The organism is Streptomyces sp. NPDC024698 (assembly GCF_055559015.1).
Map to the genome: position 1 here is coordinate 415440 of NZ_JBVHLK010000001.1, position 13789 is coordinate 429228.

General features: G+C 71.2%; 9 protein-coding genes and 3 tRNA genes. 5 read left to right on the forward strand and 7 right to left on the reverse strand.

The annotated features are described in order from the left end of the window. The first annotated feature begins 10 nt into the window (after positions 1-10). The gene (locus tag ACZ4AA_RS01825; RefSeq protein ID WP_467593659.1) at positions 11-805 is read left to right on the forward strand and encodes a D-Ala-D-Ala carboxypeptidase family metallohydrolase; all 795 of its coding nucleotides are present in this window, start codon (positions 11-13) and stop codon (positions 803-805) included. Positions 806-880: 75 nt separating this feature from the next. Here ACZ4AA_RS01825 and ACZ4AA_RS01830 read toward each other — a convergent pair whose 3' ends face one another. From ACZ4AA_RS01830 to ACZ4AA_RS01845, 4 genes are all read right to left on the reverse strand, one after another. After that, positions 881-2038, reverse strand: a complete 1158-nt coding sequence (locus tag ACZ4AA_RS01830; protein ID WP_467593661.1) for a helix-turn-helix domain-containing protein — start codon at positions 2036-2038, stop codon at positions 881-883. 411 nt (positions 2039-2449) lie between these two features. Further along, positions 2450-2526, reverse strand: a tRNA-Ile gene (locus tag ACZ4AA_RS01835). 165 nt (positions 2527-2691) lie between these two features. Continuing rightward, positions 2692-2764: transfer RNA gene (locus ACZ4AA_RS01840), tRNA-Asn, on the reverse strand. A 5-nt stretch (positions 2765-2769) separates the two neighbouring features. Beyond that, positions 2770-2842: transfer RNA gene (locus tag ACZ4AA_RS01845), tRNA-Asn, on the reverse strand. Between the two features lie 144 nt (positions 2843-2986). Between ACZ4AA_RS01845 and ACZ4AA_RS01850 the strand changes: the two genes are divergently transcribed. From ACZ4AA_RS01850 to ACZ4AA_RS01865, 4 genes are all read left to right on the forward strand, one after another. Then, positions 2987-3292 carry a YtxH domain-containing protein gene (locus ACZ4AA_RS01850; protein ID WP_467593664.1) on the forward strand — a complete coding sequence of 102 codons (306 nt, stop codon included), beginning with the start codon at positions 2987-2989 and terminating at the stop codon, positions 3290-3292. A 94-nt stretch (positions 3293-3386) separates the two neighbouring features. Continuing rightward, positions 3387-4841, forward strand: coding sequence for an FGGY family carbohydrate kinase (locus ACZ4AA_RS01855; RefSeq protein WP_467593667.1), 1455 nt, complete (start codon positions 3387-3389; stop codon positions 4839-4841). A gap of 169 nt (positions 4842-5010) precedes the next feature. Beyond that, positions 5011-6744 (forward strand): ABC transporter ATP-binding protein, encoded by a 1734-nt coding sequence (locus tag ACZ4AA_RS01860; protein WP_467593670.1) that lies wholly within the window; start codon positions 5011-5013, stop codon positions 6742-6744. After that, a complete protein-coding gene (locus tag ACZ4AA_RS01865) occupies positions 6744-8672 on the forward strand; it encodes an ABC transporter ATP-binding protein (protein ID WP_467593674.1) in 1929 nt (642 codons plus the stop codon). The genes ACZ4AA_RS01860 and ACZ4AA_RS01865 overlap by 1 nt, the downstream gene beginning before the upstream one ends. A 184-nt stretch (positions 8673-8856) precedes the next feature. Here the strand turns inward: ACZ4AA_RS01865 and ACZ4AA_RS01870 are convergent, their stop codons facing one another. The 3 genes from ACZ4AA_RS01870 to ACZ4AA_RS01880 all read right to left on the reverse strand — a co-directional run bounded on the left by ACZ4AA_RS01870 (position 8857) and on the right by ACZ4AA_RS01880 (position 13704). Further along, a complete protein-coding gene (locus ACZ4AA_RS01870) occupies positions 8857-10161 on the reverse strand; it encodes an RNA polymerase sigma factor (protein WP_467593677.1) in 1305 nt (434 codons plus the stop codon). Between the two features lie 237 nt (positions 10162-10398). Next, positions 10399-12306 (reverse strand): DNA primase, encoded by a 1908-nt coding sequence (gene dnaG / locus ACZ4AA_RS01875; protein WP_467593679.1) that lies wholly within the window; start codon positions 12304-12306, stop codon positions 10399-10401. A 132-nt stretch (positions 12307-12438) separates the two neighbouring features. Further along, the gene (locus ACZ4AA_RS01880; protein WP_467593682.1) at positions 12439-13704 is read right to left on the reverse strand and encodes an NAD(P)/FAD-dependent oxidoreductase; all 1266 of its coding nucleotides are present in this window, start codon (positions 13702-13704) and stop codon (positions 12439-12441) included. Positions 13705-13789: the final 85 nt, after the last annotated feature.

The following is a 13789-nucleotide window of genomic DNA, read 5'->3' on the forward strand; positions in this document are numbered from 1 at the left end:
AAGGACGACGATGACTTCCTTCTTCCGCTCCGCCGACGGCCGCTCCGCCGGCATCCGTTCCGTGGGCAGCCGCTCCCTCGACCGCCGCAGCATGCTGCGCGGCACGCTGGCGGTCGGCGCCGGCGTCGCGTTCGGCCAGCTCCTCTTCTCCGGTGTCGCGCAGGCCTATTCGTGGTCGCGCACCCTGAAGCAGGGGGACAACGGCGCCGACGTGCTGGAACTCCAGATCCGGGTCTCGGGCTGGGCGGCCGACAGCGCCAGCCACTCCCGGGTCGGCCTCGACGGCGACTTCGGCCCCGGCACGGCCGCGGCCGTGAAGCGGTTCCAGGCGGCGTACGGTCTCGACGACGACGGGGTCGCCGGTCCCAACACCCAGGCCAAGCTCAACGCGCTGGAGCAGTCGGACGGCTCCACGGCCCACTTCAACTGGAGCGAGTTCGTCGACCAGTCCAACGGCACCTTCGAAGGCGGCAAGCTGAGCGTGGCGGCCACCAAGGAGAACGCCCGGCGCTGCATGTACAAGCTGGAGGCGCTGCGCAAGAAGCTCGGCGACAAGCCGATCACGGTCAACTCCGGCTTCCGCAGCATCGCGCACAACGCCGACATAGGCGGGGCCAGCGACAGCATGCACCTGTACGGCACGGCGGCCGATCTCGACGTGCCCGGCGTGGCCACCAAGACCGTCTACCAGAAGGCGGAGACCTGCGGGTTCTCCGGTCTGGAGCGGTACACCGTCGACCACCAGCACGTCGACAGCCGGGCCGACCTCGGCCGCGACTGGTGGTGGGAGAGCGGCACGGTCTGACGCCGTCCCGGGTGACCACACGGGGGGCCGAGGGCTCCGGGTACCGCGGCGGCGGCACCCGGGGCCTTCCGGGCTTCAGCCCTTCGGCTCGTCCTTGCGCGCCGCCTCGCAGGAGGGCCAGTCGTGGAAGTCGTGCCGGGCGCGCCACAGCCGGTGGGCGGCCTGGATGTTCCACTCCGGGTCGAACGCCCGCAGCGGTGTGCCGCCGAGCTCGCGCAGGCGGACGTCGGAGATCTGGAACACGCCCCAGTTGCGGCTGCCGTTGGTGTTGGGCAGCACCCACAGCGGGTCGAGGAACGAGGCGCAGCGGGCGATGGCCACGGCGGTGCGGGGATCCTCGGTGAACACCTCGCGGATCCGCTTCGCCACCCGGTCCGGGGACCAGGTCGCCATGCTCACCTTCCGCGCGTAGAGCGCCTTCTTGGTGGGCTCGTCGACGGTGCTGCTGGCCGGCATGCCCGCGAGCACCTGGAACGCGGTGAGCCGGCGCAGGGTCTCGGGTCCGAAGTCCCCGTCGACGGCGAGTCTGCCCTTGGCCCGCACCAGCAGGGTCTGGACCTCGCGCACGCACTCGTCGTGCTGTCCCATGCTGATCGTCTTGCAGGCGGAGGAGTACAGCACCCCGTCCCGGGCCGGCGCCGAGTCGTCGGCGGGCATCCACACGAACCCGGCCACGAGCCCCGTCACGGCCACGACCGCGACGGCCAGCACCGCGAACCGGGAGGACAGCTTCTCGGGCAGCCGGAGCCGTCGCGGGCCGCCGGCCCCGGCGGGGGCGTTCTCCGACGGGTCGGCGTCCCGTGGACGGGGGCCGGTCGGCTCGGGCACGGCGGCGGCGCCCGCCTCCGGCCCCGGTTCACGCCCCGCCTCCGGGTCCGGATCCCTCACCGGCTCCGGTTCCTGCTCCGGTTCCTGCCGCGGTTGCGGATCCGGCTCCCGCCGCGACCCGTCCTCGGCAGTCGCCGGGGCCGCGGCCGGCGCGTCCCGGTCCGTGTCCGCCAGGGCCCACAGCCGGTGGAGTTCACGGAGCTCCTCCGGACTGGCGCCGCACACCTTGCCGAAGGAATGCACCACCCGGTAGTCCGCCGGGACGCTGAGGCCGGAGCAGTAGCGGTGCAGACTGGAACCGCTGACGCCCGCCTCCTTGCCGAGGCGGTCGTAGCCCCTGCCGCTGCGGTCCTTCAGCATCCGAAGGCAGGCGGCGAACTTCTCGGTCTGCGAAGGGGCAGCCACGTCTCCACCCTTGCTCAAGCCTCTACTGACGGGTAGAAGCTACACCGCCGAAACCTGTGCGCGCCCTTTGAGCGCCGGAATGCGACCGTCAACTCCCTTATGAACAGCGGTATTTGAAAAAGAGTCAGCAGTAGGCGCTTGAGTGCGGTGGTGCGGTCGCGGGTGACCGCGTACCGTTTTCCGCCGTTCGGACCCGGCTTCAGCCGGAGCGCGGCGACGACCCGAAGGTCCCCGACGTGCCGCAGGACCGCCAGGGGGCCCGGCTTCGCGCCCGCGGGCCGGGCGGCGGGGCAGCGGGCGGGCGGGCCGTCAGGGGGCGGGCAGGCGGCCTCCTGACACAAAGAAGCCCCCTCTCGCTGGAGGGGGCTGCCGTACCGTCCCTGGCCGCGTCACGCCTTCTCGCGTAGCCAGTGGTGGGGCGGGTGGGACTCGAACCCACGGCCGACGGATTATGAGTCCGCTGCTCTAACCGGCTGAGCTACCGCCCCGTTACGGCGCGCCGCGCACATGTGTGCGCGCCGTCTGCCGCAGCATAGCCGCTCATACGATCTCCTGCTCCGGCTGGTCGGCTTCGCGCGACCATGGCGCCTTCGGCATGCCCCGAGCAGTTCCCGCGGACATGAAAAAGGACCCCGAAGGGCCCTCTTTCGTTGCTCTCCCGACTGGACTCGAACCAGTAACCTGCCGGTTAACAGCCGGCTGCTCTGCCAATTGAGCTACAGGAGATCGAGCTCCCCCGACTGGACTCGAACCAGTAACCTGCCGGTTAACAGCCGGCTGCTCTGCCAATTGAGCTACAGGGGATTGATCTTTGCATCGAACGCACCCACCTGGGTATTCGCCAGGGGGCGTGCGCTTGCTGCGACACATACATTAGCGCAAGCAGGGGGGTGCTCCGCCAATCGGTTCCCTCCGCACCGATGCCGACGCAAGGGAAGGGTGGCCGTCATGCGCTACCGGCTCACGTTCGTCGCCGGACTGGCCCTGGGTTACGTGCTCGGCACGAGAGCCGGGCGCGAGCGCTACGAACAGCTGAAGAAGTCCATGCGCCAGGTCGCGCAGAACCCGGCGGTGCGCAACACCGCCGAGACCGCGGCGCAGCAGAGCCGCGAGATCGCGGGCAAGGCGCTGCACACCGTGAGCGAGAAGGTGGGCGACCGCGTCCCCGACTCGGTCTCGGACCGGGTCCGGTCCCTGCGGGAGCGGAGCGCGTCCGGCCCCACCGAGGACGACTGGGGCACCAGCAACACCTAGCGGCGGTCCGTTCGGATCGTGCCGTGCGGCGCCGGGTGAGGCCTGTGGGCCGGCCCGGCGTCGGCGGGGCTCGCGGTACGGCAGAATTTCCGCCATGGGGATAGTCGCCGGGTTGGACAGTGCGCCCGATTTCACTCGCATCGTCGTCTGCGACACGGACACGGGTGCCGTGCTGAGGCAGGGGTATGCGCCGCATCCGATCGACGGCGGCGAGGGCGGCGGCCGCCCCTCCGACGTGGATCCGCAGGCCTGGCTGCTGTCCCTGGGCGAGGCCGCCGCGGGCGGGCTGCTCGAAGGCGTCCAGGCCATCGGCGTGTCGGCCCAGCAGAACGGGCTCGTCCCGCTGGACGCGCAGGGCGGCACCGTGCGCCCCGCGATGGTCGGCGGCGACAAGCGGGCCCAGGTCGCCGCGGCCGATCTGATCGACGCGCTCGGCGGCCGGGAGGCCTGGGCGCAGGCGGTGGGCAGCGTCCCGCAGGCCGCGCAGCCGGTGACCAAGCTGCGCTGGCTGAGCAAGACCGAGCCGGAGGCCGCGCGGCGCACCGCCATGCTGCTCCAGGCCCACGACTGGCTGGTGTGGCAGCTTCTGGGGCGGCCGGTGCGCAGGACCACGGACCGGGGCGGCGCCTCGGCGACCGGCTACTGGTCCGCGGCGACCGGCGCCTACCGGCAGGATCTCGTCGAGCTGGCGCTCGGCCACCAGGCCGGGCTGCCGGACGTGCTCGGCCCCTCGGAGGCCGCCGGGACCACGCCCGAGGGGCTGCTGATATCCGCCGGCACGGGCGAGACGATGGCGGCGGCGTTCGGGCTCGGCATCGGGCTCGGTGACGCGGTGGTGTCGCTGGGCGCCTCCGGGTCGGTGATGGCCGTCCACCCCGAGGCGCTGGCGGACTCCAGCGGCATGATCACCTCGCTGGCGGACGCGACCGGCATGCACCTTCCGGTCGTCACCACGCTCAACGCCGTACGGGCCCTGCGCGGGGCCGCCGAGCTCCTCGGCGTGCCCGACCTGGAGGGGCTGTCCGAGCTGGCGATGAAGTCGACGCCGGGCTCGCACGGGCTCGTCCTGCTCCCGTACCTGGAGGGCGAGCGCACCCCGAACCTGCCGCACACGGCGGGCACCCTGGCCGGTCTGCGTCGGGAGTCGATGAAGCCCGAGCACCTGGCGCGGGCCGCCTTCGAAGGCATGCTGTGCGGGCTGGCGGACGCGCTGGACGTGCTGCGCGGCCGGGGTGTCGACGTACGCCGGATCTTCCTGCTCGGCCAGGCCGCCGAGCTGCCCGCCGTCCAGGCCGTGGCGCCGGCGCTGTTCGGCGCGCAGGTCGTCGTGCCGCAGCCCGCGGACTACGCGGCCCTCGGCGCCGCACGTCAGGCGGCCTGGGCCCTCGGCGTCTCGCGGGGCACGCTCGACCCGCGGACCCCGCCGATGTGGCAGGGCCCGGTCGCCCAGGTGCTGGAGCCCGGCGACGAACTCGCGGTGGGGCAGGCCGTGCGGCAGCAGTACGTCTCCGTGCGCGAACAGACACATCCCGGGGCGTTCCGGGTGTAACCCTCGTGTGGACGTACGACCGAAGACGGAGGCGGTGTCCTTTTTTGGACCGCACTTGGGTTAATCGGTTGAGGTAACGCGGGGGGAGTGTCCGACGATAGGGGGTGGTGCGTGCATCATGCACAACTCGTCGGTCACCCCCGCCGTCCACGATTCCGAGAGACCCCGCGTGCTCATACGACTCCTGCGGACCCACCTCAGTCCGTACAAGAAACCCATCGCCCTGCTGGTGCTGCTCCAGTTCCTCCAGACCTGCGCCACGCTCTACCTGCCCACCCTCAACGCGCACATCATCGACAACGGTGTCGTGAAGGGGGACACGGGTTACATCCTGGCCTTCGGCGCCCTGATGATCGGCATCTCGCTGACCCAGGTCGTCTGCAACATCGGGGCCGTCTACTACGGAGCCCGAACGGCGTCCGCCGTGGGCCGGGACATCCGTGCCGCCGTCTTCGACCGCGTGCAGTCGTTCTCGGCACGCGAGGTGGGCCAGTTCGGCGCCCCGTCGCTGATCACCCGCACTACCAATGACGTCCAGCAGGTGCAGATGCTGACGCTGATGACGTTCACCCTGCTGGTGTCGGCCCCGATCATGTGTGTGGGCGGCATCGTCCTGGCCCTCGGCCTTGACGTGCCGCTGTCCGCGGTGCTCGTCGCGGTCGTGCCGACCCTCGGCATCTGCGTGACGCTCATCGTGCGCCGGCTGCGTCCGCTGTTCCGCACCATGCAGGTGCGCCTGGACACCGTGAACCGGGTGCTGCGCGAGCAGATCACCGGCAACCGCGTGATCCGCGCGTTCGTGCGCGACGGCTACGAGAAGGACCGCTTCAGGGGCGCCAACACCGACCTCACCGAGACGTCGCTGGCCACCGGCCGGATGCTGGCCCTGATGTTCCCGATCGTCATGACGGTGGTGAACGTGTCCTCCATCGCGGTGGTCTGGTTCGGCGCCCACCGCATCGACAGCGGCCAGATGCAGATCGGCGACCTGACCGCGTTCCTCGCCTATCTGATGCAGATCGTGATGTCCGTGATGATGGCCACCTTCATGTTCATGATGGTGCCGCGCGCGGAGGTCTGCGCCGAGCGCATCCAGGAGGTCCTGGACACCGAGAGCAGCGTGGTCCCGCCCGTCGCGCCGGTCCTGGAGCTGCGCCGCCACGGCCATCTGGAGATCCGCGAGGCCGGGTTCCGCTACCCGGGCGCCGAGGAGCCGGTCCTGAAGTCCGTCGACCTGGTCGCCCGCCCCGGCGAGGTGACCGCGGTCATCGGTTCGACGGGCAGCGGCAAGTCGACGCTGCTCGGCATGATCCCCCGCCTGTTCGACGCCACCGACGGCCAGGTACTCGTCGACGGTGTGGACGTCGCCACCATCGACGCGAAGCTGCTGGCCAGGACGGTCGGACTGGTCCCGCAGAAGCCCTACCTGTTCGCGGGGACCGTCGCCACGAACCTGCGGTACGGCAATCCTCAGGCGACCGACGAGGAGCTGTGGCACGCGCTGGAGGTGGCGCAGGCCAAGGGCTTCGTCCAGGCTCTGGAGAACGGTCTCGACTCGCCGATCGCGCAGGGCGGCACGAACGTGTCCGGCGGCCAGCGCCAGCGTCTGGCCATCGCCCGCACGCTGGTGCAGCGCCCCGAGATCTATCTGTTCGACGACTCCTTCTCGGCCCTCGACTACGCGACCGACGCGGCGCTGCGCGCGGCCCTGACCGAGGAGACCGCGGAGGCGACCGTGGTGATCGTCGCCCAGCGGGTGTCGACCATCAGGGAGGCCGACCGGATCGTGGTCCTCGACGAGGGCCGGGTCGTCGGCACCGGACGGCATCACGAACTGATGGCGGACAACGAGACCTACCGGGAGATCGTGCTCTCCCAGCTGACGGAAGCGGAGGCCGCCTGATGGCCGGGCCCATGGGACGCATGATGGCCGGGAGCGGCCCTGACCAGCGCTCGATGGATTTCAAGGTGTCGAGCCGGCGGCTCCTCGCCCAGTTCAAGCCCGAGCGTTCCACGCTGTACGTGATGCTCGTCGCCGTCGTCATGAGCGTCGGGCTCTCGGTGGTCGGCCCGAAGATCCTCGGCCGGGCCACCGACCTGGTCTTCGCGGGGATCGTCGGGCGCCAGATGCCGGCCGGGGCCACCAAGGCGCAGGCCCTCGACTCGCTGCGCGCGCACGGCAAGGGCGCCGTCGCGGACATGCTCTCGGGGACGGACTTCACCCCGGGCAAGGGCATCGACTTCACCGCGGTCGGACACGTCCTGCTGTTCGCGCTCGGTACGTTCCTGCTGGCCGGCCTGCTGATGGCGGTGGCGACGCGGCTGGTGAACCGGGCCGTCAACAAGACCGTCTACCGCATGCGCGAGGACCTCCAGGCGAAGCTGTCGCGGCTGCCGCTGTCGTACTTCGACAAGCGCCAGCGCGGTGAGGTGCTCAGCCGCGCGACGAACGACATGGACAACATCCAGCAGACCCTCCAGCAGTCGATGGGCCAGCTGGTCAACTCGCTGCTGACCATCGTGGGCGTCCTCGCGATGATGTTCTGGGTGTCGCCGCTGCTCGCGCTCGTCGCGCTGGTCACGGTGCCGCTGTCGTTCGTCGTGGCCACCCGGATCGGCAAGCGCTCGCAGCCGCACTTCGTGCAGCAGTGGCGCACCACCGGCAAGCTCAACGCCCACATCGAGGAGATGTACACCGGCCACAACCTGGTGAAGGTGTTCGGGCGGGCGGACGAGTCGGCGGCGCAGTTCGCCGAGCAGAACGAGAAGCTGTACGAGGCCGGGTTCAAGGCGCAGTTCAACAGCGGTGTCATGCAGCCGCTGATGATGTTCGTGTCGAACCTGAACTATGTGCTGGTGGCCGTGGTCGGCGGTCTGCGGGTGGCCTCGGGCTCCCTGTCGATCGGTGACGTGCAGGCCTTCATCCAGTACTCCCGCCAGTTCTCGATGCCGCTGACGCAGGTCGCGTCGATGGCCAACCTGGTGCAGTCGGGTGTCGCGTCGGCGGAGCGGGTCTTCGAGGTCCTGGACGCCGACGAGCAGGAGGCGGACCCGGCGGTGTCGGCCCGTCCCGAGGAACTGCGCGGGCGCGTGGCGCTGGAGCACGTCTCCTTCCGCTACGAGCCGGAGAAGCCGCTCATCGAGGATCTCTCGCTGAAGGTGGAGCCGGGCCACACCGTGGCCATCGTCGGCCCGACCGGCGCCGGCAAGACGACCCTGGTGAACCTGCTCATGCGGTTCTACGACGTCACGGGCGGCCGGATCACCCTCGACGGGATCGACGTGGCCGCGATGTCCCGGGACGAGCTGAGGTCCGGGATAGGGATGGTGCTCCAGGACACCTGGCTGTTCGGGGGCTCGATCGCCGACAACATCGCGTACGGCGCCTCGCGCGAGGTCACGCGCGGGGAGATCGAGGAGGCGGCGCGCGCCGCCCATGCCGACCGGTTCATCCGTACGCTGCCCGAGGGCTACGACACGGTGATCGACGACGAGGGGACGGGGGTCAGCGCGGGTGAGAAGCAGCTGATCACCATCGCGCGGGCGTTCCTGTCGGACCCGGTGATCCTGGTGCTCGACGAGGCGACCAGCTCCGTGGACACCCGCACCGAGGTGCTGATCCAGAAGGCGATGGCGAAGCTGGCGCACGGACGCACGTCGTTCGTGATCGCCCACCGTCTGTCGACCATCCGGGACGCGGACACCATCCTCGTGATGGAGGACGGCGCCATCGTGGAGCAGGGCACCCACACGGACCTGCTGGAGTCCGGCGGGGCCTACGCCCGCCTCTACCAGGCCCAGTTCGCCCAGGCGGTCGCCGAGGTCGATTAGAGCCGACCTCCCCCGGCCCCCGCTGCAATCGCCCGAGAATTCAGCCCCTCCGGCGATCGAGGAGCGGGGGCCCGGGGGCAGCGCCCCCGACACGATGGGGGTCCCCCCTGGTCGAGCGAAGCCGAGACCTTGGGAGAGGGAAGGGGCGGAGGGGGCGAAGAAGCCGTTGCCCCGGTCGGCCCCCTCAGTCGAGGTAACCCCGGAGCTGGTCCGCGAAGGCATGGTCGCGCAGCTTGTTCAGCGTCTTGGACTCGATCTGCCGGATCCGCTCGCGCGTGACCCCGAAGATCCGCCCGATCTCCTCCAGCGTCCGCGGACGCCCGTCCGCGAGCCCGTACCGGAGCTGGACCACCTTCCGCTCCCGCTCCCCGAGCGTGGACAGCACCGCCTCCAGATGCTGCCGCAGCAGCAGGAACGCCGCGGACTCCACCGGGGAGGCGGCGTCCCCGTCCTCGATGAGGTCACCGAGGGCCACGTCGTCCTCCTCGCCCACGGGGGCGTGCAGGGACACCGGCTCCTGGGCCAGCCGCAGGACCTCGCTCACCCGTTCGCCGGACAGGTCGAGCTGCGCCGCGACCTCCTCGGGTGTGGGCTCGTAGCCGCGCTCCTGGAGCATCCTGCGCTGGACCCGGACCACCCGGTTGATCAGCTCGACCACGTGCACGGGGACGCGGATGGTGCGGGCCTGGTCGGCGAGCGCCCTCGACATGGCCTGCCGGATCCACCAGGTGGCGTACGTGGAGAACTTGTAGCCGCGGGCGTAGTCGAACTTCTCGACCGCCCTGATCAGGCCGAGGTTGCCCTCCTGGACCAGGTCGAGCATCGTCAGGCCGCGGCCCACGTAGCGCTTGGCCACGGAGACGACGAGCCGCAGGTTCGCCTCGATGAGCCGCCGCTTGGCCATCCGGCCCATGACGACGATCTTGTCCAGGTCCAGGGCGAGCCGGTCGTCCAGGCCGGGGGTCAGCCGCAGCTTCTCCTCGGCGAACAGCCCGGCCTCGACGCGGCGGGCGAGCTCGACCTCCTCGGCCGCCGAGAGCAGCGGGATCCGCCCGATCTCGCGCAGATACTGCCGGAACAGGTCGGACGAGGGGCCACCGGTGTCGGCGGCACGGCTCCTGGCCGGCTCCACGGGTTCGGGGGCCTCTGTCTCCACCTCGGTCTCCGCCTCCGCCCGGGGACCCTCTCCGAGGGCTTCAGGAGGGCTCTCGGGCTCGCCCTCGGGGTGGTGCGCGGCTCGGCGCTGGGTGGGGACCGCCCCGACGACGCCGGGTTCCGCGTCCGTGGCGGTGGTGTTGTCGGTCTGGGCGAGGGTCTGGGTCTGCACGGGGGCGACCTCCAGGGATGTCGCTGCTGAGACGTGCGGCAGCGGTACGTCGGGGATGGGGTCGACGGCCTCGCCGCTGTCCATCCCGCAGTCGTTTGACGGAACCGCGGGGATGGGGAACCCGTCGCGTGCGGGTCGGCCGCGCTCCGAGGACTCAGGCACCGGAACCCAGTGTGGAGTACGACACATCGCCGCCACGAGGGGCGTGCGGTGACTTTTTGCGTATGGTCCGTGACCGCGTGGTTACCGTCCTGGACGAGTGCGCAGTTCAGCGGCGGCCAAACCCGCGAAGACGGACACGGGATTGGCATGTGCGCCCGCCGCTTGCGCGACCCTTCGTGTCCCGACGGCCCCTCGGGTGCGCTCCCGGAACGTCCCGGGCGGGCCCGTGGCAAGGCCTCAGAGGGCTTCGGCGCCCCGCTCGCGCAGCGCCTGACCGTACTGCTGGAGCACCCACAACTCGTTCTGTACGGCGGCCAGCTGGGCCGGGTCGCCGCCCGCGCTGAGCCGGGACAGGGAGCCCTGGACGTCCCGGATGCGGCGCTCGACGGCGCGGCGGCGGACCGCGACGAGCTGGTCGCCCGCGTAGGTCTCGTCGACGGTCTTGCGCAGGATCGCCTCGACGGCCAGCTCGGTGACCATCGCGCGCACGGTGTCGTCCGGGGCCGCGTCACGGACCCGGATCAGATACTCCTGGGGGTCCTGGACCCCGAAGTCGGCGCCGCCCGCGTCCATCACGGCCTGGCGCACGGCGGCGTAGGGCGGTGCGGTGAACTCGTCCATGCCGTACGCGTCGAACGCCGGGGAGACCAACTCGGGCCGCTGGAGCGCGAGTTTGAGCAGCTCGCGTTCGGTGGCGAAGACGGGGTTGCGCAGGGTGAGGGCCGGGCCCGCGCCGCCGGGCGCCCGGGAGACTGCGGCGTAGGCCTGCTGGGGGCGGCCGGCGGTGGGCGCGGGACCCGCGCCGCCCCGGTCACGGGCCCAACGGGCCAGCTGGGCGACCCTCTTGACGACGAACTGGGTGTCGAGGATGCCGAGCATGCCGGCGAGCTGCACGGCGACCTCGTGCTGCGCGCCGCTGTTCTTGATGCGGGCGACGACCGGGGCGGCCTCGTCCAGTGCGGCCGCGCGTCCCGCCGGGGTCTCCAGGTCGTAGCGCAGGACGATCTGGCGCAGTGCGAACTCGAAGAGGGGGGTGCGGGGTTCGACGAGGTCGGCGACGGCCTCGTCGCCCTTGGCCAGGCGCAGTTCGCAGGGGTCCATGCCGTCGGGCGCGATGGCGATGTAGGTCTCGGCGGCGAACTTCTGGTCGTCCTCGAAGGCGCGCAGGGCGGCCTTCTGGCCGGCCGCGTCGCCGTCGAAGGTGAAGATCACCCGGGCCGAGCCGTTGTCCATCAGCAGCCGGCGCAGGATCTTGATGTGGTCCCCGCCGAAGGCCGTGCCGCAGGTCGCGATGGCCGTGGTGATCCCGGCCAGGTGGCAGGCCATGACGTCGGTGTAGCCCTCGACGACGACGGCCCGGCTGCTCTTGGCGATGTCCTTCTTGGCGAGGTCGATGCCGTACAGGACCTGGGACTTCTTGTAGATCGCGGTGTCGGGCGTGTTCAGGTACTTCGGTCCGTTGTCGGACTCGTACAGCTTGCGGGCGCCGAAGCCGACGACCTCGCCGCCGATGTCGCGGATGGGCCACATGAGGCGGCCGCGGAAGCGGTCGATGGGGCCGCGCCGGCCCTCCTGGGCGAGGCCGGAGAGGACGAGTTCCTTGTCGGTGAAGCCCTGACCGCGCAGATGGCGGGTGAGGTGGTCCCAGCCCTGGGGGCTGTAGCCGACCCCGAAGTGGGCGGCGGCGGCCTGGTCGAAGCCGCGGTCGGCGAGGAAGGCGCGGCCCGTGTCGGCCTCGGGGCTGGTGTCGAGCTGCTCGGTGTAGAACCGCGCGGCCGCCTTGTGCGCCTCGACCAGCCGGATGCGCTCACCGCGCTGGTGGGCCGGGTTGTACCCGCCCTCCTCGTAGCGCAGGGTGATGCCGGCCTGGGCGGCGAGGCGCTCGACGGACTCGGAGAAGGTGAGGTGGTCGACCTTCATCACGAACGTGATGGTGTCGCCGCCCTCCTGGCAGCCGAAGCAGTGGAAGAGGCCCTTGCTGGGGCTGACCTGGAACGACGGTGACTTCTCGTCGTGGAAGGGGCACAGGCCCTTGAGGTTTCCGCCGCCCGCGTTGCGCAGCTGGAGGTACTCGGACACCACGGCGTCGATCGGGACCGCGTCCCGAACAGCCTTCACGTCCTCGTCATTGATCCTGCCTGCCACGAGGTGATTCTACGGGGCCGCACCGACACTCCCGGGGCAGGTGGACGGCCACCGTGCCGGGGTCCCGGGGCGCACCCCGGAAATCCCCGGCACGACGGACGGCGCGGGACGGTGCCGTCACGGGCCGGGCCGTCAGGGAACCAGGCTCTCCAGCGGCACGTGCGGGTCGGCGAGCGCCTCGGTGTCCACCCGGGTCCGGGAGCGGATCAGCTGCTGGATCGGGTCGGTGACGTCCCACACGTTCACGTTCATCCCGGCCAGCAGTCTCCCCTCCTTCACCCAGAGGGCGATGAACTCCCGCTTGCCCGCGTCACCGCGGATCACCACCTGGTCGTACGTCCCCGGGGGCGCCCAGCCCGAGTACTCCAGGCCCACGTCGTACTGGTCGGAGAAGAAGTAGGGCACCCGGTCGTACGTCGCCCCGCGGCCCAGCATCGCGCGGGCGGCGGCCGGTCCGCCGTTGAGGGCGTTGGCCCAGTGCTCGACGCGCAGCCGGGTGCCGAAGAGGCCGTGGTGGAAGGAGGCCACGTCACCTGCGGCGTACACGTCGGGGTCGGAGGTGCGCAGCTGCTCGTCGACCGCGATGCCGCCGCCGTGCGCGCGATCGGCCAGCTCCAGGCCGGCGGCCTCGGCGAGGCCGGTGCGCGGGGCGGCGCCGATGGCCGCGAGGACGTCGTGGGCGGGGTGTTCCTCGCCGTCGTCGGTGCGGGCGGCGAGCACCATGCCGTCCTGGCCGACGATCTCGGTGAGCCGGGCCCCGAAGTGGAAGCGCACGCCGTGCTCGCGGTGCAGTTCGGCGAAGAGCTCGCCGAGCTCGGGGCCGAGCACGTTGTGCAGCGGGGTCGCCGCGGGTTCGACGACGGTGACCTCCGCGCCGTACTCGCGGGCCGCGGCGGCGACCTCCAGGCCGATCCAGCCGGCTCCGGCGATCACCAGGTGGCCGTTGTCCCGGCCGAGCGCCGCGAGGACGCCCTTGAGGCGCTCGGCGTGGGCGAGGCGGCGCAGATGGTGGACGCCGGCGAGGCCGGTGCCCGGGACGTCGAGGCGGCGCGGCTCGGCGCCGGTCACCAGGAGCAGTTTGTCGTAGTGGACCAGGGTGCCGTCGTCGCCGAAGCGGACGGTCCTGGCCGTGCGGTCGATCGCGTCGACGGTCTGGCCCAGGTGCAGCTCGATGTCGTTCTGCGCGTACCACGCGGGTTCGTGCACGAAGACGCTGTCGCGCTCCTCCTTGCCGAGGAGGTAGCCCTTGGACAGCGGCGGACGTTCGTAGGGGTGGTCGCGTTCGTCGCAGATCAGTATCACGCGGCCGGTGAAGCCCTCCGCTCGGAGCGTCTCGGCCGCCTTGGCGCCTGCCAGGCCTCCCCCGACGATGACGAATGTCTGATCCGCGTCGACCACTTGATGCCTCCTCGTAAGGATGTCGCCATATGCGAGCGTCCCGCACGGAGCGTGATGCGGGAAGGGGTGGTGGCCCGATCAGGCC

Bases quoted from the DNA above. Each gene is read 5' to 3' on its own strand.
- ACZ4AA_RS01825 (WP_467593659.1), top strand. From the start codon at position 11: ATGACTTCCTTCTTCCGCTCCGCCGACGGCCGCTCCGCCGGCATCCGT.
- ACZ4AA_RS01850 (WP_467593664.1), top strand. From the start codon at position 2,987: ATGCGCTACCGGCTCACGTTCGTCGCCGGACTGGCCCTGGGTTACGTG.
- ACZ4AA_RS01855 (WP_467593667.1), top strand. From the start codon at position 3,387: ATGGGGATAGTCGCCGGGTTGGACAGTGCGCCCGATTTCACTCGCATC.
- ACZ4AA_RS01865 (WP_467593674.1), top strand. From the start codon at position 6,744: ATGGCCGGGCCCATGGGACGCATGATGGCCGGGAGCGGCCCTGACCAG.